The organism is Curtobacterium sp. MCBD17_040, from assembly GCF_003234805.2.
Taxonomy (GTDB): Bacteria; Actinomycetota; Actinomycetes; order Actinomycetales; family Microbacteriaceae; genus Curtobacterium.
The window spans coordinates 2,022,273-2,043,099 of sequence record NZ_CP126273.1 but is presented as its reverse complement, the minus strand read 5'-3'; the positions used below and the strand labels follow the sequence as shown (position 1 = coordinate 2,043,099).

At 71.7% G+C, this 20,827-nt stretch carries 16 protein-coding genes; 12 read left to right on the top strand and 4 right to left on the bottom strand.

Annotated elements, in window-relative coordinates:
* Positions 1-263 precede the first annotated feature (263 nt).
* From DEI94_RS09585 to DEI94_RS09540, 10 genes are all read left to right on the top strand, one after another.
* Complete coding sequence (locus tag DEI94_RS09585; protein ID WP_258368489.1) at positions 264-1,712, top strand: sugar porter family MFS transporter; 1,449 nt, start codon at positions 264-266, stop codon at positions 1,710-1,712.
* Positions 1,713-2,024: 312 nt separating this feature from the next.
* Entirely contained in the window at positions 2,025-2,945 is a 921-nt protein-coding gene (rpsB, locus tag DEI94_RS09580) for a 30S ribosomal protein S2 (protein ID WP_111009277.1), read from the top strand.
* Positions 2,946-3,031: 86 nt separating this feature from the next.
* Positions 3,032-3,859, top strand: coding sequence for a translation elongation factor Ts (gene tsf, locus DEI94_RS09575; protein ID WP_111009276.1), 828 nt, complete (start codon positions 3,032-3,034; stop codon positions 3,857-3,859).
* Positions 3,860-3,961: 102 nt separating this feature from the next.
* Positions 3,962-4,681 (top strand): UMP kinase, encoded by a 720-nt coding sequence (gene pyrH, locus DEI94_RS09570; protein ID WP_111009275.1) that lies wholly within the window; start codon positions 3,962-3,964, stop codon positions 4,679-4,681.
* 89 nt (positions 4,682-4,770) lie between these two features.
* On the top strand, positions 4,771-5,325 hold the full coding sequence (frr, locus tag DEI94_RS09565; protein WP_111009274.1) for a ribosome recycling factor: 555 nt from the start codon (positions 4,771-4,773) through the stop codon (positions 5,323-5,325).
* Positions 5,325-6,335: a phosphatidate cytidylyltransferase gene (locus DEI94_RS09560; protein WP_111027153.1), complete on the top strand. Its 1,011-nt coding sequence runs from the start codon at positions 5,325-5,327 to the stop codon at positions 6,333-6,335. The genes frr and DEI94_RS09560 overlap by 1 nt, the downstream gene beginning before the upstream one ends.
* 61 nt (positions 6,336-6,396) lie before the next feature.
* Positions 6,397-6,945, top strand: coding sequence for a DivIVA domain-containing protein (locus tag DEI94_RS09555; protein ID WP_111009272.1), 549 nt, complete (start codon positions 6,397-6,399; stop codon positions 6,943-6,945).
* Between the two features lie 47 nt (positions 6,946-6,992).
* On the top strand, positions 6,993-8,018 hold the full coding sequence (locus DEI94_RS09550; RefSeq protein WP_258378037.1) for an aggregation-promoting factor C-terminal-like domain-containing protein: 1,026 nt from the start codon (positions 6,993-6,995) through the stop codon (positions 8,016-8,018).
* 12 nt (positions 8,019-8,030) lie between these two features.
* The gene (locus DEI94_RS09545) at positions 8,031-8,327 is read left to right on the top strand and encodes an Rv1322 family protein (RefSeq protein WP_181434894.1); all 297 of its coding nucleotides are present in this window, start codon (positions 8,031-8,033) and stop codon (positions 8,325-8,327) included.
* Positions 8,324-9,079, top strand: a complete 756-nt coding sequence (locus DEI94_RS09540) for an alpha/beta hydrolase (RefSeq protein ID WP_111027154.1) — start codon at positions 8,324-8,326, stop codon at positions 9,077-9,079. The genes DEI94_RS09545 and DEI94_RS09540 overlap by 4 nt, the downstream gene beginning before the upstream one ends.
* A 53-nt stretch (positions 9,080-9,132) precedes the next feature.
* Here the strand turns inward: DEI94_RS09540 and DEI94_RS09535 are convergent, their stop codons facing one another.
* Positions 9,133-10,983: a DivIVA domain-containing protein gene (locus tag DEI94_RS09535; protein WP_111027155.1), complete on the bottom strand. Its 1,851-nt coding sequence runs from the start codon at positions 10,981-10,983 to the stop codon at positions 9,133-9,135.
* A 304-nt stretch (positions 10,984-11,287) separates the two neighbouring features.
* On the opposite strand from DEI94_RS09535, the gene DEI94_RS09530 reads away from it, so the two are divergent.
* Both DEI94_RS09530 and DEI94_RS09525 read left to right on the top strand, forming a co-directional pair.
* Positions 11,288-13,045: a DUF8094 domain-containing protein gene (locus tag DEI94_RS09530; protein WP_111027156.1), complete on the top strand. Its 1,758-nt coding sequence runs from the start codon at positions 11,288-11,290 to the stop codon at positions 13,043-13,045.
* Positions 13,042-14,037: a tetratricopeptide repeat protein gene (locus DEI94_RS09525; protein ID WP_111027157.1), complete on the top strand. Its 996-nt coding sequence runs from the start codon at positions 13,042-13,044 to the stop codon at positions 14,035-14,037. The genes DEI94_RS09530 and DEI94_RS09525 overlap by 4 nt, the downstream gene beginning before the upstream one ends.
* A gap of 125 nt (positions 14,038-14,162) precedes the next feature.
* Here DEI94_RS09525 and glgB read toward each other — a convergent pair whose 3' ends face one another.
* From glgB to DEI94_RS09510, 3 genes are all read right to left on the bottom strand, one after another.
* Positions 14,163-16,718, bottom strand: a complete 2,556-nt coding sequence (gene glgB, locus DEI94_RS09520; protein ID WP_111027158.1) for a 1,4-alpha-glucan branching protein GlgB — start codon at positions 16,716-16,718, stop codon at positions 14,163-14,165.
* Positions 16,715-18,706, bottom strand: a complete 1,992-nt coding sequence (locus tag DEI94_RS09515) for a maltotransferase domain-containing protein (protein ID WP_111027159.1) — start codon at positions 18,704-18,706, stop codon at positions 16,715-16,717. Before DEI94_RS09515 ends, glgB begins: the two co-directional genes overlap by 4 nt.
* Before the next feature lie 94 nt (positions 18,707-18,800).
* Positions 18,801-20,810, bottom strand: a complete 2,010-nt coding sequence (locus tag DEI94_RS09510; RefSeq protein WP_111027160.1) for a glycogen debranching protein — start codon at positions 20,808-20,810, stop codon at positions 18,801-18,803.
* Between the last annotated feature and the right edge of the window lie 17 nt (positions 20,811-20,827).

The window sequence follows — 20,827 nt, the reverse complement described above, 5'->3', positions numbered from 1 at the left end:
ACCGTCCTGTCGTGTTCATGGGCCGAGCCTGGCTCCCGCCGCACGTCTCGTGGGACGCTGCGCGAGCGAGCGGGGAGTGGCGCGTGGTGGCGGGTCCTGGGGAGGGGGAGCGACTGCGGCGTGCGATGACGACCACGGACACGGCCCCAGGGGTACCGTGGCAGTCGCTCCGGTCCCGAGCAACGCCGCCCCGGACGGCGACCAGCCGACCTCCGGGGCAGCGCACGGCGACTCGGTCGTACGCCGGCGGGAACGAGGAGCACGTGAGCACATCGACGACGAGGTCCGGCACAGACCGGGCGTTCAAGGGCAAGGTGACTGCGTTCGCCATCGCCGCAGCGGTCGGCGGGTTCCTCTTCGGGTTCGACAGCTCGGTGATCAACGGCGCCGAGTCGGCGATCACCGACCAGTTCAAGCTGTCGGCCGGGGGGAGCGGCTTCGCGGTCGCGAGCGCCTTGATCGGCTGCGCCTTCGGCGCCTACTTCGCCGGGCGGGTCGCGGACCGTTGGGGCCGCACGCGCGTGATGTTCATCGCGGCGATCCTGTTCTTCGTCAGCTCGGTGGCGGTGGCGTTCTCGCCCGACACCACGTTCTTCGTGGTGTTCCGCCTCATCGGCGGTCTCGGCATCGGCACCGCGTCGGTGATCGCGCCCGCCTACATCTCCGAGGTCGCGCCGAAGGGCATCCGCGGTCGACTGGCGTCGTTCCAGCAGCTGGCGATCACGCTGGGCATCTTCGCCGCGCTGCTGTCCGACCAGGTCATCGCGATCGGCGGGGGCGGCACTGCGAGCGGACACTTCTGGGGCCTCGAGGCGTGGCGGTGGATGTTCCTGGTCGGGGTGATCCCGTCGGTCGTCTACGGCGTGCTGGCGCTGGTGCTGCCCGAGTCACCGCGGTACCTCGCCGCGCAGGGGCGCAAGGACGATGCGCGGGAGGTGCTGACGAAGATCGTGCCGAGCGACACCGTGGACACGTCCCTCGACGAGATCGAGGACGGCATCCGCCAGGAGGAACAGCAGCAGAAGGGCACGATCCGCGGCGACCGCTTCGGTCTCAAGGGCATCGTCTGGGTCGGCATCATCCTCGCCGTGCTCCAGCAGTTCGTCGGCATCAACGTGATCTTCTACTACTCGACGACCCTGTGGCAGGCCGTCGGGTTCAAGGCGTCGGACTCCTTCACGATCTCGACCATCTCGTCGGTGATCAACGTCGTCGTGACGTTCGTGGCGATCTTCACGGTCGACCGCCTCGGTCGGAAGCCCCTGCTCGTCGCCGGATCGGCCGGCATGTTCGTGTCGCTGCTCATGGTCGCGATCTCGTTCTCGCAGGCGTCGCTGGACTCCAGCGGCAATCCGCACCTGCCGGGTCCGTGGGGCGTCATCGCGCTCGTCTTCGCCAACCTGTTCGTCGTGTCGTTCGGTGCGACGTGGGGCCCGCTCATGTGGGTGCTCCTGGGTGAGATGTTCCCGAACCGCATCCGCGCGACCGCGCTCGGCATCGGTTCGGCGGCCAACTGGGTCGCCAACTTCGTGGTCACGATCACGTTCCCCGCGCTGTCGGGCTTCAACCTGACGGTCACGTACGGCATCTACGCGTTGTTCGCGCTCGTGTCGTTCTTCTTCGTGCTCGCCAAGATCCCGGAGACCAAGGGCCGCTCGCTCGAGGAGATGGGTGTCAGCGCCGAGGGTGGCAAGGTCGGCAGCAGGTCCTGACGGGCGCGGGACCATCGCGATCGGCGTTGCCGGTCGTCCAGGAGGCACGGGGCACGGGAGACGATCGAGTCACCGGCACCGTGCCTCCCGGCGTCCTGCGGCGCGACCGGCTGGTGCTATCCTGAGTGCAGCAGCGCGCTGAGCGCTGACTTCGCGTGCCCATCGGCCTCCACGCCCATCGGTCCGCCCGCTGGTCCTCTCCGGCGTCGCGGCGGTCGTGCGCCGGGCACCAGGGACCCGACCGCCGGTCGTGGTCGACAAACCGCAACATCAGCGCGCGGCCGTGCCGTGCGCCGGAAAAGGAGAACGGCCATGGCCGTCGTCACCATCCGCCAGCTGCTCGACAGCGGCGTGCACTTCGGGCACCAGACCCGCCGGTGGAACCCGAAGGTGAAGCGTTTCATCCTCGCCGAGCGCTCGGGCATCCACATCATCGACCTGCAGCAGTCGCTGTCCTACATCGACCGCGCCTACGACTTCGTCAAGGAGACCGTCGCCCACGGCGGCACGATCCTCTTCGTCGGCACCAAGAAGCAGGCGCAGAACTCCATCGCCGAGCAGGCGACGCGCGTCGGCCAGCCCTACGTCAACCAGCGTTGGCTCGGTGGTCTCCTCACGAACTTCCAGACGGTCTCCAAGCGGCTCGCCCGCATGAAGGAGCTCGAGGAGATCGACTTCGACGACACGACGAAGGGCTTCACCAAGAAGGAGCTCCTCATCAAGAAGCGCGAGCTCGACAAGCTGCACAAGACCCTCGGTGGCATCCGCAACCTCACGCGCACGCCGAGCGCCCTGTGGGTCGTCGACACCAAGAAGGAGCACCTCGCCATCGACGAGGCGCAGAAGCTCGGCATCCCGGTCATCGGCATCCTCGACACCAACTGCGATCCCGATGAGATCACCTACCCGATCCCGGGCAACGACGACGCGATCCGCTCGGTCGGTCTGCTGACGCGCATCGTCGCCGACGCCGCCGCCGAGGGCCTGACCGTCCGCCACCAGGGCGGGTCGGACGAGCCCGTCGAGCCGCTGGCCGAGTGGGAGCAGGAGCTCCTCGCGCAGGGCGGGTCGAACACCGCCGCAGGCCAGACCGAGGGCGAGGGCGCCACGGTCGAGGAGAACGACGCCGACGCGCAGGTCGCCGAGAAGCCGCTGGGCGAGCCGCTCGAGACGGTCAACGCGGAGCCGACGGCCGAGGCCGCTGCCGCCGCCGAGACCACCCCGGCCGAGTAACACCAGCCGCACAGGACACACCGGGGAGGCGCCGTCCGGCGCCTCCCCGTTCATCACCACACGCGAGTCCAGAAAGGACGTCCACCATGGCGAACTTCACCGCAGCTGACGTGAAGACCCTGCGTGACCGCCTCGGCGCGGGCATGCTCGACAGCAAGAACGCGCTCGTCGAGGCCGACGGCGACATCGAGAAGGCCATCGAGATCCTCCGGGTCAAGGGCCTCAAGGGTGTCGCGAAGCGCGAAGGCCGTGCGACCACCGCGGGCCTCGTCGCCGCCACCGAGACCACCGGTGCCGCCACGATCATCGAGCTCGCGAGCGAGACCGACTTCGTCGCGAAGAACGACCGCTTCATCGCGCTCGCGTCCGAGGTCCTCGGCGCGGTCGCCGAGGCCGGTGCCGACACGGTCGAAGCCGGCAACGCGGCGACGGTCAACGGCCAGACGGTCAGCGACTACATCAACGACAACGCCGCGCTCATGGGCGAGAAGGTCGAGCTCCGCACGGTCGCCCGTGTCGACGGCACCAACTTCGCGATCTACCTGCACAAGACCAGCCAGGACCTGCCCCCGCAGGTCGGCGTCGTCGTCGCCTACTCGGGTGACGACGCCGAGACGGCTCGGTCGATCGCGCAGCACATCGCGTTCGCCGACCCGAAGTACCTGACGCGCGAGGACGTCCCGACCGAGGCCGTCGAGAAGGAGCGCGGGATCGTCGAGGAGACCACGCGCGCCGAGGGCAAGCCGGAGGCCGCGCTCCCGAAGATCATCGAGGGCCGCCTGAACGGCTTCTTCAAGGAGATCGTGCTGCTCGAGCAGGGCTACGCGAAGGACTCGAAGGTCTCCGTGGCCAAGGTCGCGCAGGACGCGGGTCTGACCATCGAGGGCTTCGCCCGCGTCAAGGTCGGCGCGTAACCCACCACCGACGGGGTCCGGAACGACACGTTCCGGACCCCGTCGTCATGTCCGCTTCCGATAGATTCCCTCCAGCACGACGACGAAAGGGCGAACCGAACGATGACCGACGAGAAGACCGGCCGCAGGCGCGTCCTCCTGAAGCTCTCGGGAGAGGCGTTCGGCGCCGGATCCCTCGGTGTGAGCCCCGCGGTCGTGAGCCGCCTGGCGGGCGAGATCGCCGAAGCAGCACGCGACGTCGAGATCGCCGTGGTCGTCGGCGGCGGGAACTTCTTCCGCGGCGCCGAGCTCAGCCAGAGCGGCATGGACCGCGGCCGCGCCGACTACATGGGCATGCTCGGCACCGTCATGAACGCGCTGGCGCTCCAGGACTTCCTCGAGCAGGCGGGTGCCGCGACGCGGGTCCAGTCGGCGATCGCGATGACGCAGGTGGCCGAGCCCTACATCCCGCGCCGGGCGGAGCGGCACCTCGAGAAGGGCCGTGTCGTCATCTTCGGCGCCGGTGCGGGGCTGCCGTACTTCTCGACGGACACCGTGGCCGCGCAGCGTGCGCTCGAGATCGGCGCGAACGAGGTCCTCGTCGCGAAGAACGGCGTCGACGGGGTGTACTCGGCGGACCCGAAGAAGGACCCGTCGGCCGAGAAGCTCGAGCGGGTCACCTACCAGGACGCCCTCGTCCGCGGGCTCAAGGTCGTGGACGCCACCGCCTTCAGTCTCTGCATGGACAACGGCATGCCCATGCACGTGTTCGGGATGGAGGGCGAGGGCAACGTCGCCGCCGCCATCCGCGGCGCACGCATCGGGACCGTCGTCAGCAACTGAGCCCTCCCGAGGTCGAGGCGCGCGGGGCCTCCCGGACGGTCGACGGACCCCGCGCGACTAGACTCGACGCGTACCGAAGGAGAACGACCGTGATCAGTGATGTCCTGACCGAGGCGACCGAGAAGATGACGCGCGCCGTCGAGGTGGCCAAGGACGACTTCTCGACCGTCCGCACCGGCCGCATCAACGCGGCGTTGTTCCAGAAGATCCCGGTCGACTACTACGGTTCGCCGACGCCGCTCGCGCAGCTCGCGTCGTTGCAGACGCCCGAGGCGCGCACCCTCATCGTCACGCCGTACGACAAGACCGCGCTCAAGGAGATCGAGCGCGCGATCGCGACGTTCCCGAACCTCGGCGCGAGCCCGTCGAATGACGGCGAGATCGTCCGGGTCACGATCCCGGAGCTGACGCAGGACCGCCGCAAGGAGTTCGTCAAGATCGTCCGGGGCAAGGGCGAGGACCACAAGGTGGTCATCCGGAACATCCGCCGTCGCGCGAAGGACGACCTCGACGCGCTGAAGGGCGAGATCTCGGACGACGAGATCTCGCGCGCCGACAAGGAGCTCGAGGCCCTCACGAAGCGCTACGTCGACCAGATCGACGACGCGCTCAAGAAGAAGGAAGCGGAACTCCTCGAGGTCTGATGGAGCAGTCGCAGGGGGACCCCCGCCCCGAGTCGGGCGAACACGATCGCGCGACCCGGCCCGCTTCCACCGCGCGACGGCTCCGCGCCGACCTCGACGCGCGCGCACGGTCGGCGCGGACCGACTTCGAGACGCAGCTGCGGCAGCGCCGTGCTGAGATCGAGGCCCGGAACGAACAGCTGACCGCGCGCACCGGACGCAACCTGCCCGCGGCGATCGGCATCGGAGTCGTGTTCGGCCTGGTGATGGTCGGCAGCCTCGTCATCTGGAAGGCGCTGTTCATCCTCGTCGGCGCGTTCCTGGTCGGTGTCGCGGTCTACGAGCTCGCGACGGCCATGCGCGCCGGTGGCCGTGACGTCCCCCGGATCCCGAGTGTCCTCGCCGGCGTCGCCATCGCCCCGATCGCCTTCTTCGGGGGGCCGCGCGCCGCGCTCCTCGAACTCATCGCCGGGATCGTGCTCATCACGGTGTGGCGCCTGGTCGAGCTCGCTGCCACCCGACCGCGCCTGGCGGCGAGCAGTGTGGTCCTCGACCTCATGGCGGGTCTGTTCGTCCAGGTGTACGTCGCACTGCTCGCCGGATGTGCGGTGCTCCTCACCGCGCTGCCACACGGCCAGTGGTGGACCATGGCGTTCCTCATCGTCGTGGTGTCCGTCGACACGGGCGCCTACGCGAGTGGTCTGTCGTTCGGCAAGCACCCGATGGCGCCGAGGATCAGTCCGAAGAAGACGTGGGAGGGCTTCGGCGGGTCGTTGCTGGCCAGCATGATCGCGGGCGTGATCGTGTCCGTGCTGCTCCTCGACGAGCCCTGGTGGTTCGGCGTCGTCCTCGGTGTCGCGATCACGGCCTCGGCGACCATCGGGGACCTCACCGAGTCGATGATCAAGCGCGACCTCGGCATCAAGGACATCTCGACGTTCCTGCCGGGGCACGGTGGCCTGCTCGACCGCATCGACAGCGTGCTCCCGTCGGCGGCGGTCGCGTACGTCCTGTACCTCGTGGTGCACTGAGGCGCGAGCCGAGCCGACGGCCCGGTGCTGCTCGCATGGGCGGTGATGGCATGATGTCGCCGTGGCTTCGACATTCCCGACCGTGGACCGTTCGACCCTCGGCTACGACGTCGACGAGGTCGACCGGTTCCTCGAGGACGCGCGGCGGGCCTACACGGACGACGGCGCCGACGGCCACGTCGCCTCGGACAAGATCCGCGCGACCGCCTTCAGCATGCGCAAGGGCGGGTACTCGACGCAGCACGTCGACGCGGCGCTCGAGCGGCTCGAGGACGCCTTCGCGGCTCGGGAGCGCGAGGCGGAGCTGAGCCGTCACGGACAGAAGGCGTGGTACGCCGAGGCCCGCGCCAAGGCGTCCGACGTGGTGGCGCGCCTCGACCGCCCGGACGGCCAGCGGTTCCAACGGGTCGGCTTCCTGACGGTCGGCTACCACCCGAAGGACGTGGACACCTTCGCCGCCCGACTGCGCGGGTACTTCCACGACGGCAAGCCCCTGAGCCTCACCGAGGTGCGATCGGTGGTGTTCCGGCCCAAGCACGGTGGGTACCGCGAGGGCCAGGTCGACGCGGTGCTCGACGCCGTGGTGGAGGTCATGCTCGCCGTTCGGTGAGTCAGTGCTTCGCATTCCGTGATCCATCCGTTACCCTGGACGGACTCATGGGCAGGCACACCGCAGAACCACGATCCGTCCGGACCCCCCGTCAGAACGAGTCCTTCCAGCAGGACACCGTCGACCAGGGCAGGTCCAGCTCCGTCATCGGCGAACGTCGGGCAGCCCTCGGGCGGCCTCGCGCCGAGCGGCCCGCGGCCCGTCGCGTGGCGGCCCGGGAGGCCACTCCCGCGCTGCCGACGCCGGTCTCGGTCGCCGACAACCGCGTCTCGGCACCCATCGCTCGGGGCGAGGCGGCGCTGCACGCGACGACCGCCGCCGAGTCGGCCCTGACCGCGCAGCGTGACGTCGCCGCCCGCGTCGTCCGGGTGCGGCGCGCTCCGGTGGCTCCGCCGAAGCGTCCGGAGCGTGCCGTCGGCGTGACCGCGTTCCTCCGTCGTCGCGCGACCATCCCCGCGCTGTCGTTCTTCGCGGTGTTCGGGTTCGTCGGCGGCTCACTGGTCAATCCACTGTCCGGCTCGTACGCGTCCGCGGCGGTCCTCGCGCCGACGCTGCCCTCGGCGCCCGCGCAGCAGTTCACGGCGCACGGCACGTACCAGAACGTCGTCGTCACGCGCGACGGTTACCAGGTGACGAAGCCCGTGGTCGTGACGCCGAAGGTGACCGCGCCGACGACGACCACGACGACGACCGCCGCAGCAGCGTCGACTTCGACCGCTTCGAGCGCCGCGGCGACCGCGAGCGACGCCGCACCTGCCGCGGGTACGCCGGACCCGGGCAGCGCCAAGGCGATCGCGCTGACGCAGGTCACCGCCAAGGGCTGGGGGACGGACCAGTACAACTGCCTCGTGTCGCTCTGGACCCGTGAGTCCAGCTGGAACGTCTACGCGTACAACCCCTCGGGTGCGTACGGCATCCCGCAGGCGCTGCCGGGCAGCAAGATGGCGAGCGTCGGGGCCGACTGGCAGACCAACCCGGCGACGCAGATCGCGTGGGGGCTCGGATACATCCAGGGCTCGTACGGGACGCCGTGCGAGGCCTGGGCGCACAGCAACGCCTTCAACTGGTATTGATCGGCGCCCGGCGTGCCGCGGAGCAACCGGCCCCGGCGACGCGGGCGCGCGGATCCCGATGAGGAGTCCGGTCTCGACCGCCTCCTGACCGGTTGGGCGCGCACCGAGTCGCGGCGCGGCAGGACGTTCACGGTGCAACCGATCAGTGCGTCCTCCGCACAGAAGGCATACGTGTGTCCGGGGTGCGGGGGGACGATCGAGCCCGGTGTCGCACACCTCGTGGTGTGGCGGCAGGACGGTGTCCTCGGTGACGCCGCCGACCTCGCCAGTCGTCGGCACTGGCACGTCCACTGCTGGAGGATCGCGTGAGTACGGCCCCGGACGACCGCGTCACCGAGATCCGGAGCGACGTCGTGCTGCCCGCGCTGCGCACGGAGGTCGATCTCGTCACCGACGACCATCTCGTGCTCGTCGGCGAACTGGCCGAGCCGGAGGGACGGCCCGCCGCCGGGACGATCGTGACGCTGCACCCCCTGCCGACGGCGGGCGGGTTCATGGACTCCCACGTGTTCCGGAAAGCCGCCGCGCGCCTCCCGGCCCTCGCCGCCATCGCGGTGCTCCGCTTCAACTTCCGCTCGGTGTCGTCGCCGCGGGGGACGTCCGAGGGTGCCTTCGGGGACGGCGTCACCGAGGGGTTCGACCTCCGTGCGGCCGTGGCCGAGGTCCGTGACCGCGGGCTCCCGGCGCCGTGGCTCGTCGGGTGGTCCTTCGGGACCGAGGTCGTCCTGCAGCACGGCATCGAACACGTCCGGTCCGGTGCGGTCGCGGGCGTGGTGTTGTTGTCGCCGCCCCTCCACCGCACGACCGACGACGTCCTGGCGCGCTGGCGAGACCTCGAGGTCCCCGTCGTCGCGTTCGTGCCGGAACACGACGACTTCTTGCGCCCCGACGAGGCCGCCCGTCGCTTCGCGATCGCGTCGGCCGTCCGCGTCGTCCCCGTCGCCGGAGCGAAGCACCTCTGGGTGGGGGAGCGGGCCGTCCGGGTCGTGCTCGACGCCATCGCCGACCTGGTCGTGCCGGGATCCGCGCCGCTGCCGACCACCTGGCCGGTCGCGGACTGAGGCGGACGCCCCGCCGTCGGAGGGAGCCGGCGCGGCGCTGCCGTGGCTCGTGCTCAGTCCCGCTGGACCTCGACCGCGTGCGTCAGCGCTCCCCGGAGGTTCTCGAGGTACCCGGCCACCGCCTCGCGCTCCATGCGGATGGCGGCGAGGCGGTCCTCCGCGTCGGCGACCAGGCGAGCGGTCCGCTCCTCGGCCTCGGCGACGAGCGTGCGCGCGCGCTCCTGGGCGTCGCGGAGGGTCTCGTCCGCACGCTCGGCCGCGCGGTCCTCGCGCGCGCGAGCGGCGTCCTGCGACTCGCGGTCGAGCCGGTCGGCCTCCGCTCGGGCGTCGTGGGCGCGTCGGACGGCCTCGGCGAGCTGCAGGTTCGCCTCGTCGAGGTACTTCTGGGTCTCCGCGACGGTGTCCTGGTGCTTCTGCAGGTAGTCCTGCTCGGCTTCGTCGCGGCGACCGGCGAGCTCGGACTCGAGGGCGGCGCGGGCGTCCTCGCGCTCGCGGGCGAGGGCGGCGCGCATCTCGTCGACCTCACGGTCCAGGTCGGCTCGGGCGACGTCGATCTGCTCGCGGAGGGCGTCCCGCTCGGCGAGCAGAGCGCCGATCTCGGCGGTGCGCCGCTCGGCGATCTCGGTGTCGAGCGCGGCGTGCTCCCGTGCCGAGCGCTCGGCGAGTTCGTGCTCGTGTGCCGCAGCGGCCCGCTCCGCCGCGTCCTCCGCAGCGGCCCGCTCCCGCGCGATCCGGGCCTGGTGGTCGGCGGTCTCGCGCGCGATCCGCTCGGCGGTCTCCTCCACCAGGCGCTCGTTCTCGAGGCGCGTCTGCTCGGTGTCGACCGCGATCGCGGCACGCGCCGACTCGATCTCGTGGTCGAGGTCGCTGCGCGCCGCGGCCAGTTCCTGGTCCGACCGGGCACGGGCCGCGCTGAGCTCCTGCTCGAGGTCCGTCCGAGCGCGGACGGCCTCGTGCTCCCACGCCGCACGCTCGGCGGCCAGCCCGGCCTCGGTGTCGTCACGGCGCCTGGCGAGTTCCGCGTCGACGGCCTCGAGCCGACTGGCGACCTCGTCCTCGAGCTGCGCGCGTCCGGTCTCGAGCTCGAGCGCCAGGGCGTCGCGACCTGCCTGGAGCTCCCTGGCCCAGGACTCGCGGCCGCTCCGCAGTTCGTGGTCGAGTGTCTCGTGGCCCTCGCGCATCGCGCGGTCGAGCTCGGCGGTGCGTCGCTCGTGCTCGGCCTCGAACACACCACGGCGGTGTTCGGTCTCGCGGTCGAGCGCCGCCGCGGCCTCGCGCGCCGCTGCGGCCTCGCGCTGGGCGACCTCGCGCAGTTCGGCGACCTCGCGCTCGACCTGCGCACGGAGCGCAGCGGTCTCGCGGACGGCGACGGAGCGGGTCTCGGCGGCTTCGGTGACCGCGGCGCCGCGCGTGGCCGAGGCCTCGTTCCGGGCGTCCTGGAGCAGCAATCCGGCCTCGGACCGGGCGCGTTCGATCGTGTCCGCGGCCTCGGCGCGTGCTCGGGCCACGTCGCTCGTCGCGCGGGCCCGGGCGTCCTCGAGGGTGTCGGTCGCCTCGCGCTGGGCGTCCGCGACGAGGCGGGCGGCCTCCGTCCTGCTCGTCGCCCGGAGCCGTTCGGCGTCGATGTCGGCCTGGCTGATGAGGCGGGTCGCCTGTTCCTCGGCGACGCGCAGGGTGTTCTCGAGCCGGGTGCCGAGCCCGCTGTACGTCGGCGTGCCGGCCTCGTCGAGCTCGGACTGCAGGTCGTCGACCCGGGCCTGCAGCAGGCGGATCTCCTTGGCGGCCTCGGCACGGTCGTTGTTCGACTTGATGAGCTCACGGCGCAGCTCACCGAGTGCGCGATCGACGTCGTCCCGCCGGTAACCCCGGAGCTCCGAACCGAACTCTGCTTCGTCGTACGCCACGTGTCGCTCCTGATGTCACTCGTCGAGGCGGCTCCGCCCGGGGTCGATTGTAGTGGTGGGTCCGGCGAGCACGGCGGGAGCGCACGACGGTCGTGCGGGCATCGTCCGCCGGTCCACACCGGCCGCCGGGAAGATGCGCCTCCCAGGCTCGTTGGCTATCCTGGACCGTCGTTCCGCGCGCCCGTGCGGCGTGCTCCGGCGCGGCCCCCGGGAGCGTGGCGCCCGCCATCCGAAGCGGGACCCCGCGTCCGATGTCGTGGGGGCGTCGCGCCGCAACCCACCCCGGCGCGGAGGGAGAGTACACGTGCGTTTCGTCCTGGCGATCATCAGCTTCGTCATCGGCGTCGTGCTCGTCGGCCTCGGGGTCGGGCAGCGGACGGTGTTCGCGCCGCCCTCCTCGACCGTGGCGTCGACGACCACGACGGGCGACGCTCCGGTGACGGTGATCCCGGGTCGGACGCTCGTCGCGAACGCCGGCCACCAGCACGTCCGCGTCTCCGGGGCCTCGGGCACCGCGTTCGCGGCCTACGGGCGCACCGCCGACGTGATGGCCTGGGTCGGGAAGGCCCGGCACAACACCATCCGCTACGACGCCGAGACCACATCGCTCCGGGACCGTGTCTCAGGCACGCAGCGACACGTCCCGTCGCCGAAGGGCAGTGACCTCTGGTACGGCGAGTACGAGGGGCACACCCTCGACTTCACCGTCGACCTGCCGGCGGACACCGCGCTCGTCATCGTGTCGAACGGGTCGGACCCGGCCCCCGCGCACCTCTCGGTCACCTGGCCGCGGGACACCGCGACGCCGCTCGTCGGCCCTCTGATGACGGCGGGCGGGTTCTTCGTCGCGCTCGGCATCGCGCTCTACATCTGGGCCATCATCCACCAGCGGCGGCTGCGCGGACCCCGCCGGCGCAGCGGTGGCACCCGGCCGCCGCGCGCACGGGTCTCGCGCCGTCGCGCGGTCGCCGCGGGCGCGCAGGTCCCGCCGCGTCCACGCCGCGGCCGCCGCATGGTCGCGGTCGCGCCGGTCGTCGCGCTGACGACACTCGCCCTCGCGGGGTGTTCGTCGGAGTACTGGCCGCAGGGGACCTCCGGTACGCCGACGCCGACGCCGACCGTCACCGCGACGGCGGGCCCGGCCGCGGCCGCCGAGCCCACGGCGGCGACGCTCCCGCAGATCCGCCGCATCGTCGCGCGCGTCGCCGCGGTCGCGGCGCAGGCGGACAGCTCGCGGAACGCCACCACGGCCGCGGAGCGCTTCACCGGGCCCGCGCTCGACCTGCGCAAAGCGAACTACACGATCCGGGGGAGCGACACCGACGTCGACGCCCCGCCGACGATCCCGTCGTCGGGCATCTCGGTCGCCCTGCCGCAGCAGACCGACACTTGGCCGCGTTCGGTGTTCGTCGTGCTGACGGGATCGCAGCAGCAGAAGGACGTCGCTCCGCAGGCCCTGACGCTCGTGCAGGCGTCGCCGCGGGCGCAGTACAAGGTCGAGTACGACGTCTCGCTCGAGGCGGACGCGAAGCTCCCGTCGGTCGCGCCCGTCACCACCGGTGCCGCGCAGCTCTCGCCGGACGTCAAGCTGCTGACCGTGCCGCCCGGGCAGGTGGCCTCCGCCTACGCGGACATCCTCGCGAACGACACGGCGAGCGAGTACGCCGACGTCTTCTCGTCCGAGGGCGACGAGCTCCGCCAGAAGATCGGCAAGTCCTACAAGGACCAGAAGGCGAAGAGCCTGTCCTCGACCGCGAAGATCGCGTACTCGTCCGAGGTCCCGTCGGCCGACTCGAGCATCGCGCTCGCGACGAACGGCGCCGGCGCGCTCGTCTCCACGAGCCTCGACGAGATCGAGAAGGTGACCCCGACCCAGTCGGGCGCGACGCTGAACACGGAGGGAGCGGTGAAGGCGCTCTCGAAGGTCGGGTCGAGCACGAAGGGGATCAGCGCGACCTACGGCGTGCAGGTGCTGTTCTCGGTGCCGCCGGTCGGATCCAAGGCCAAGATAGAACTGCTCGGGTTCACGCAGGGCCTGATCGCAGCGAGTGAGGTGCAATGAGCAACATCCCCCCGACCCCCGCCGGTCTCCGTGGCGCGGTCGACCTGTCGTCCCTCGTGAACCGCGGCACTGCATCGCCGCAGGCTCCGGCGTCCGCGGCTGCTGCGGCCCCCGGCGGACCCGGAGGCGCCGCCGCCGGGGCCTCGGATGCCCTCGTGGTGCCCTCGCTGGTCGTCGACGTGACGGACCAGACGTTCCAGGACGTCATCGAGCTGTCCATGCAGGTCCCCGTGATCGTCGACCTCTGGGCCGAGTGGTGCGGGCCGTGCAAGCAGCTGTCGCCGGTGCTCGAGCGCCTCGCGCAGGAGTACGACGGGCGCATCGTCCTCGCCAAGGTCGACGTCGACGCGAACCCCCAGCTCACGCAGGCGTTCCAGGCACAGTCGATCCCGACGGTCGCCGCCGTGATCGGTGGTCGTCCGCTCGGGCTGTTCGTCGGCGCCCTGCCCGAGGCCGAGGTCCGTGACGTCATCGAGCAGGTGCTCCAGGCCGCCGCGCAGAACGGGATCGCCGGACGCGTGCAGGTGGCCGACGGCGCCCCCGACGCCGACGCCGCCGCCGAGCCCGAACCGGAGCCGCTGCCGCCGCACCACCAGGCCGCGTACGACGCGATCGAGCAGGGTGACTACACGACGGCGATCGCCGAGTACCGCACCGCGATCGCGCAGGACCCGCACGACCGCATGGCCGTGGCGGGGCTGGCGCAGGTGTCGCTCCTCGACCGGCTGCAGGGCGCGACCGCCGACGAGCTCCGTGCCGCGGCGGCCGCAGCACCGACGGATCCGGCTGCTCAGCTCGGCGTCGCCGACCTCGACATCAGCGGCGGGCACGTCGAGGACGCCTTCGGTCGCCTCCTCGACGTGTTCCCGACCGTGCACGGCGCGGAGCGCGAGGCCGTCCGCGCGCGGCTCGTGGAGTACTTCGAGCTCGTCGGTGCCGACGACCCACGGGTCGTGGCGGCACGCCGTCGGCTCGCGACCCTGCTGTACTGAGCCCGGCGCGCCCTGCCGGCACCGGCTCGTGGCGCCCCCGGCGGACCCAGGACGAACGGAACGGCCGGGAGGCACGCCTCCCGGCCGTTCCGTTCGTCACCGTGCGCGCGCGGCGCGGCGATCGCTCACCGCTCCAGCCGGAGCCAGACCGACCCGAGCGGCGGGACCACGAGGTCAGCCGACGCCGGACGACCGGCCCAGGGCTGGTCCTCGGCGGTGACGGCGCCCATGTTGCCCACCCCGGAGCCGCCGAACGCGGTGGCGTCGGTGTTGAGGACCTCGCGCCAGACGCCCGCCTCGGGCAGCCCGAACCGACGCTCCACCGGGACGCCCGAGAAGTTCGTGAACACGGCGATCCGCTCGTCTCCGGCCTTCCGGATGAAACCGATGGTCGAGTGTTCGGCATCGCCACCCTCGAGCCACTCGAACCCCTCCGGGGAGTCGTCGTGGGTCCACAGTGCCGGGCTCGCGACGTACACGCGGTTCAGCTCGGCCACGAGGTCCTGCACGCCGCGGTGTCCCGGGTCGTCGAGGAGCCACCAGTCGAGTCCGCCGGCCTCGTTCCACTCGCTCGGCTGCGCGAACTCCTGCCCCATGAACAGCAACTGCTTGCCGGGGTGGGCCCACATGAACGACAGGTACGCGCGGACGTTCGCCAGGCGCTGCCACTGGTCGCCGGGCATCTTGCCGTACAGCGAGCCCTTCCCGTACACGACCTCGTCGTGGCTGATCGGCAGCGTGAACTGCTCGCTGAACGCGTAGACGAACGAGAACGTGATCTCGTCGTGGTGGTAGGAGCGGTACACGGGCTCGCGGTGGATGTACTCGAGCGAGTCGTGCATCCAGCCCATGTTCCACTTCTGCCCGAACCCGAGGCCGCCCTCGCTCGTGGGACGGGTGACGCCGGGCCACGAGGTGGACTCCTCGGCGATCATGACGATGCCCGGGTAGCGCTTGTAGGCCGTCGCGTTCGTCTCCTGCAGGAACGAGATCGCCTCGAGGTACTCGCGTCCGCCGTACTTGTTCGGCAGCCACTCCGTGCGCGAGTAGTCGAGGTAGAGGATCGAGGCGACGGCGTCGACGCGGAGACCGTCGATGTGGAACTCCTCGAGCCAGTACAGGGCGTTCGCGACGAGGAAGTTCCGGACCTGCGGCTGACCGAAGTCGAACACGTACGTGCCCCAGTCGAGCTGCTCGCCGCGCCGGGGGTCCGGGTGCTCGAACAGCGCGTAGCCGTCGAACTTGGCGAGTGCCCACTCGTCCTTCGGGAAGTGTCCCGGCACCCAGTCCATGATGACGCCGATGCCGGCTTCGTGCAGACGGTCGATGAGGTAGCGGAGGTCGTCGGGGCTGCCGAAGCGAGCGGTCGGGGCGTAGTAGCCGGTGACCTGGTAGCCCCACGATCCGCCGAAGGGGTGCTCCGCGAGCGGCAGGAACTCGACGTGCGTGAACCCGAGGTGCTGCACGTGGCCGATGAGGTCGTCCGCGACCTCGCGGTACGACACGCCGGGGCGCCAGGACCCGAGATGGATCTCGTAGACGCTCATCGGGTGGTCGTGCGTGCTCGTCCGAGCCCGCCGTTCCATCCAGGCGCGATCGCCGTCGCTCCACTCGTGGGTGGCGCGGGTGATGACGCTCGCGGTGAGCGGCGGGACCTCGGTCCGGCGCGCGAACGGGTCGGCTCGCTCCACCCAGCCGCCGTCGGTCAGGATCTGGAACTTGTACCGTTGGCCGTCCTTCGCGCCGGGAACGAACAGCTCCCACACGCCCAGACCGCCCAGCTTGCGCATCGAGGTGGTCCGACCGGACCAGCCCTCGAAGTCACCGATCACCCGCACCGCCGTGGCACGAGGCGCCCACACCGCGAACGAGACGCCCTCGACGCCGTCGATCGACCGGAGGTGCGCACCCATGAGGTGCCAGAGCTGCTCGTGGCGGCCCTCGGCGAACAGGTGCAGGTCGACGTCACCGAGGGTCGGGGCGAAGCGGTAGGCGTCGTCACTCGTCCACGTCTCGTCGTCGTACTCGGCCTCGACGCGGTAGCTCGTCACGGTGCCGGGCAGGGCACCGGCCCAGACGCCGAACCCCTCGTGGTGCAGGGGCGTGACCGTGCCGTCGGGGAGCACGAGCGTGACGGCGTTCGCGAGGTGACGCACGACGCGCACACTCGTACCGCCGTCGACCGGGTGCGGGCCGAGGACGTCGTGGGGCTGCGACCATCGGCCCTCGGCGACCTGCTGCAGGAGCCACTCCTCGACGGGGCCGGGGACCGGCTCCGCGGCCGGTGCGACATCGGTCCTCGCGGCGGCGGCGTCGGTGTCGACATCGGTGTCGGTCGTCCAGGAGGCCGTGCCCGCGCCCGTCGACTCGACCCGGGTGTCCGTCCTGGTCGCACCCGGCGTCGTCGCGCCCGCGGGGACGGGTGCGTCGGTCGCCGTGGCCGCGGCGTCCGTGTCGTCGGTCGCGGCCGGGGCACTCGCCCCGCGGCCGGCGAGCGTGTCGGCCTCGGCGACGGAGCGGTCCGGGGCCTCGGCGGCCGTCGCGGGCGCGCCGGGCAGGTCCTCGCCGGGCGCGGACGTGTTCGGCTCGTCACGGGGCGCCGACGCCGTCGGGACGAAGGTCGAACGCCGTGCGGGGCGGCCCTCGTCGGGCTCGCGCGTGGGTTCGGTGGTCTCGGTCATCGGTGTGGTCCCTCCACGACGAGCAGGTGCACGGGTTCCTGGAAGGCGTCCAGGCGCACGTAGTTGGCGGCGCCCCAGGTCCAGCGGGCGCCGGTGACGACGTCGCGCACGTCGAACAGCCCGTCGGTCGGGAGCCCGAGCGCTGCGAGGTCGAGGAACACGGTCGCCTCGCGGGCCGAGTGCGGGTCGACGTTCGCGACGACGATGACGGTGTCCGAGCGGCCCGACCGGGTGTACGTGCCGGGCAGGTGCTTCGAGTAGGCGACGATCCCGTCGTTGTCGGTGTGGTGCACGTGCAGGTTGCGGAGCTGACGCAGCGCGGGGTGGGCGGACCGGAAGCGGTTGAGCATCGTCACGTACGGCGCGAGCGATGCTCCGGCGGCCTCGGCGGCACCGAAGTCCCGGGGCTTGTACTCGTACTTCTCGTTGTCGATGTTCTCCTCGCTGCCCGGCCGGGCGACGTCCTCGAACAGCTCGTAGCCGGCGTACATACCCCAGGTGGCGGCACCCGTCGCCGCGAGCGCGGCCCGCACCTTGTAGCCCGCGCGCCCGCCGAACTGCAGGTACTCCGAGAGGATGTCCGGGGTGTTCACGAACAGGTTCGGCCGGAGGTAGGCGCTCGTCTCGTGCGCGAGCTCGTCCAGGTAGGACTCGATCTCCTCCTTGGTGTTCCGCCACGTGAAGTACGTGTAGGACTGCGTGAACCCGGCCTCGGCGAGCGCGCGCATCATCGGCGGACGCGTGAACGCCTCGGCGAGGAACACGATCTCCGGGTTCTCCGTACGGATCTCGCGGATCACGCGCTCCCAGAACCACAGCGGCTTCGTGTGCGGGTTGTCGACGCGGAAGATGCCGACGCCGAACGAGATCCAGTGCCGGAGGACACGGAGGACCTCGGTGACGATCCCCTCGGGGTCGGTGTCGAACTGGATCGGGTAGATGTCCTGGTAGCGCTTCGGCGGGTTCTCCGCGGTCGCGATCGAGCCGTCGGCGCGCTGCGTGAACCAGTCGGGGTGCTCGGTGACCCACGGGTGGTCCGGCGAGCACTGGAGCGCGAAGTCGAGCGCGACCTCCATGCCCGTGTTCTTCGCCGTCTCCACGAAGGAGCGGAAGTCCTCCTCGTTGCCGAGGTCGGGGTGGATCGCGTCGTGTCCGCCGTCGGCGCTGCCGATCGCCCAGGGGCTGCCCGGGTCCGCCGGGCCGGCGTGCAGCGTGTTGTTCGGCCCCTTGCGTGCGGTGACGCCGATCGGGTGGATCGGGGGGAGGTAGATCACGTCGAACCCCATGCGCGCCACACCCGGGAGGCGGCGCGCGGCCGTGCGGAACGTCCCGCTCCGCCATGTGCCGTCCGCCTGTCGGCGCGCGCCCTCGCTGCGCGGGAAGAACTCGTACCAGGCCCCGACGCCGGCGCGGGTGCGCTCGACGTCGAGCTCCTGCGTCGCGGAGGTCGTGCGGAGCGAGGTGAGCGGTGCGTCCACGAGCGCGGCGGTCACGCGCGGGTCGTCGGCGGCGGCCAGGCGTGCGGCGGGGGAGCGGTCCGTGTCGCGCATCACGGCGGCCGCGTCGGCGGCCGCGGTCGACTCGGCCTCGTCGGCGAGTCGGTCGAGCAGCACCGCGCCGTCCAGCAGGGTCGCCTCGGTGTCGACGCCCGCGGCGATCTTCAGCCGTGCCGCGTGGATCCACGTCGCCCAGTCGTCGGCGTAGGACTCGACGTGCCAGGTCCAGAGACCGACCGAGTCGACCTGCACGGTCGCGGCGTAGCGGTCGGTGCCCTCGCCGACGAGTGCCATCGGCACCGCCCGGACGGCGCCGTCCGGGCGCTCGAGCACGAGGTCCGCCCCGATGACGCCGTGGCCCTCTCGGAACACGGTCGCGGCGAAGGTGACGACCTCGGAGTCGAACGCCTTGCTCGGGAAGCCGTTCGGCGTCGAGGGTTCGATCGCGGTGATGGGGATGCGCCCGATGACGGGTCGGTCTGCAGTGGCCACGGTTCGACCGTACTCGGAGGACCGCGGGCGGGTCCGCCGCGGGCCCTGGCGCGGGCGACGCTCAGACGATCTCGAACACGTGGATGCCCGGCCCTTAGGCGGTGAACACCGCGCCGACGGACCGGTGCCGCTCGTGGTCGCGGTGCTTCTCGCTCGACCAGACCAGGCGGTAGGCGTCGACGTCGCCGTGCGCCGGGAGGGTCATGTCGCGGGTGCGTCCACTGCCGTGGACGATCACGAGCACGCGGTCGTCGGGTTCGTCCTCGGGCGTCGACTCGGCGAAGTACTGCAGCGCCCGGTGCGTCGGCTCGTCCCATCGGTCCTCCGTCATCGGGGTGCCGTCGGTCGCGTACCAGGTCATCCTGGTCGCCGAGGGCGTGTCGGCGCCGTCGGTGCCGAAGCGCGACGGCCGGAGGGCCGGGTGCGCCGCCCGGAGACGCACGAGGGCCGCGGTCTGCTCGACCATCCACTCGACGTCCGGGTCCGGGCTCCAGTCGACCCACATCGACGCGTCCGTGATCGCGTACGGGTTGTTGTTGCCGTGCTGGGTCCGACCTCGTTCGTCGCCGGCGGTGATCATCGGCACGCCCGCGGACAGCAGCAGCGTGCCCATGAGGTTCCGGAGGGACCGTTGCCGTGCGGCACGGACCCCGCGGTCGTCGGTCGGCCCCTCCACGCCGTGGTTGAACGAGCGGTTGTCGTCCGTTCCGTCGCGGTTGTCCTCGCCGTTCGCCTCGTTGCGCTTGTGGTCGTACGACACGAGGTCACGCATCGTGAAGCCGTCGTGCGCTGTGACGAAGTTCACCGCCGCCGTGGGGCCACGGTCGGCGCCGAAGACGTGACGGGACCCGGCGAGCACACCCGCGAGGGCACCGATGCCCGTCATCGGGCTGCCGTCGCGGCGCTCCCGGGCGATGTCGGTGAGCCAGAACTGCCGGACCGTGTCGCGGAAGCCGTCGTTCCACTCGGCGATGCGCGGGCCGAAGGCACCCGTCCGCCACCCGTCCGGCCCCACGTCCCAGGGCTCGGCGATGAGCTTGACGTCCTGCAGGAGCGGGTCGTCGCGCAGGCGTTGCAGGAGCGGGTGTGCCGGGTCGAACCGGTGGTGGGCGTCCCGTGCCAGGGCCGCCATGAGGTCGAACCGGAACCCGTCGACCTGGACCTCACGTGCCCAGTACCGCAGGCTGTCGACGACGAGGTCCGCGATCGCCGGCTGGGACGTGTCCAGGGTGTTGCCGCATCCGGAGGTGTCGAAGTACCGCTCGGCGCCCGCCGCTGGTTCCTCCGCCCAGCGGTACGCCGTCGCCCCGTCGAGCCCGCGCAGTCCGGACGTCGGGCCGCCGAGGCCCTCTTCCGCCGTGTGGTTGTAGACGACGTCGAGCACGACCTCGATGCCGGCTTCGTGCAGGAGCCGGACCATGCCCTTGAACTCGCGCAGCACCGCGGTCGCCCCGGCCGCCCGGGCGCTCGCCGACGCGTAGGGCGCGTGCGGGGCGTGGAACCCGAGCGTGTTGTACCCCCAGGCGTTCTCGCGCCCGGCTCGCCGGAGCCACTCCTCGGAGCGGAAGGCGTGCACGGGCAGGAGCTCGACCGCGGTCACCCCGAGCCGCCGGAGGTGGGCGATCGTGCTCTCGTGCGCCAGTCCCGCATAGGTGCCGCGCAGGTGCTCGGGCACGGCCGGGTTGCCGGCGGTCAGGGTGCGGACGTGTGCCTCGTACAGGACGGTCCGGTCGATGGACGTGCCCGGCTTCGGCACGCCGCCCCAGTCGAAGCCCTCGTCCACCACGACCGAGGTCCAGCCGTCGCCGGCCGGCTCGATCCCGCGCGCGTACGGGTCGAGCAGCGGACGGAGGGGGTCGAAGTCGTCGCGCGCACCCCGTGGTCCGTCCGCGAGCAGGTGGTAGGTGTCGCCCACACGGGCGCCGTCGGCGCGGCCGGTCCAGACGTCGCCGTCGCGCTGCAGGGGGACGCGGATCGGACCGTGGGTCGCGGAGGCGTCGACCACGAGGGTCACCGCGGTCGCGGTGGCGGAACGGACGGCGAACGACGCGCCGTCAGCGTCGGGACGGAGCCCCGGCTCGGGCACGATGTCGACGGTCTGCACCCGATCAAGGCTAGCGA

Coding starts and splice junctions, on each gene's coding strand:
- pyrH (WP_111009275.1), top strand. CDS start 3,962: ATGACCGACGAGAAGACCGGCCGCAGGCGCGTCCTCCTGAAGCTCTCG.
- glgB (WP_111027158.1), bottom strand. CDS start 16,718: ATGACCGAGACCACCGAACCCACGCGCGAGCCCGACGAGGGCCGCCCC.
- DEI94_RS09560 (WP_111027153.1), top strand. CDS start 5,325: ATGGAGCAGTCGCAGGGGGACCCCCGCCCCGAGTCGGGCGAACACGAT.
- DEI94_RS09525 (WP_111027157.1), top strand. CDS start 13,042: ATGAGCAACATCCCCCCGACCCCCGCCGGTCTCCGTGGCGCGGTCGAC.
- tsf (WP_111009276.1), top strand. CDS start 3,032: ATGGCGAACTTCACCGCAGCTGACGTGAAGACCCTGCGTGACCGCCTC.
- rpsB (WP_111009277.1), top strand. CDS start 2,025: ATGGCCGTCGTCACCATCCGCCAGCTGCTCGACAGCGGCGTGCACTTC.
- DEI94_RS09550 (WP_258378037.1), top strand. CDS start 6,993: ATGGGCAGGCACACCGCAGAACCACGATCCGTCCGGACCCCCCGTCAG.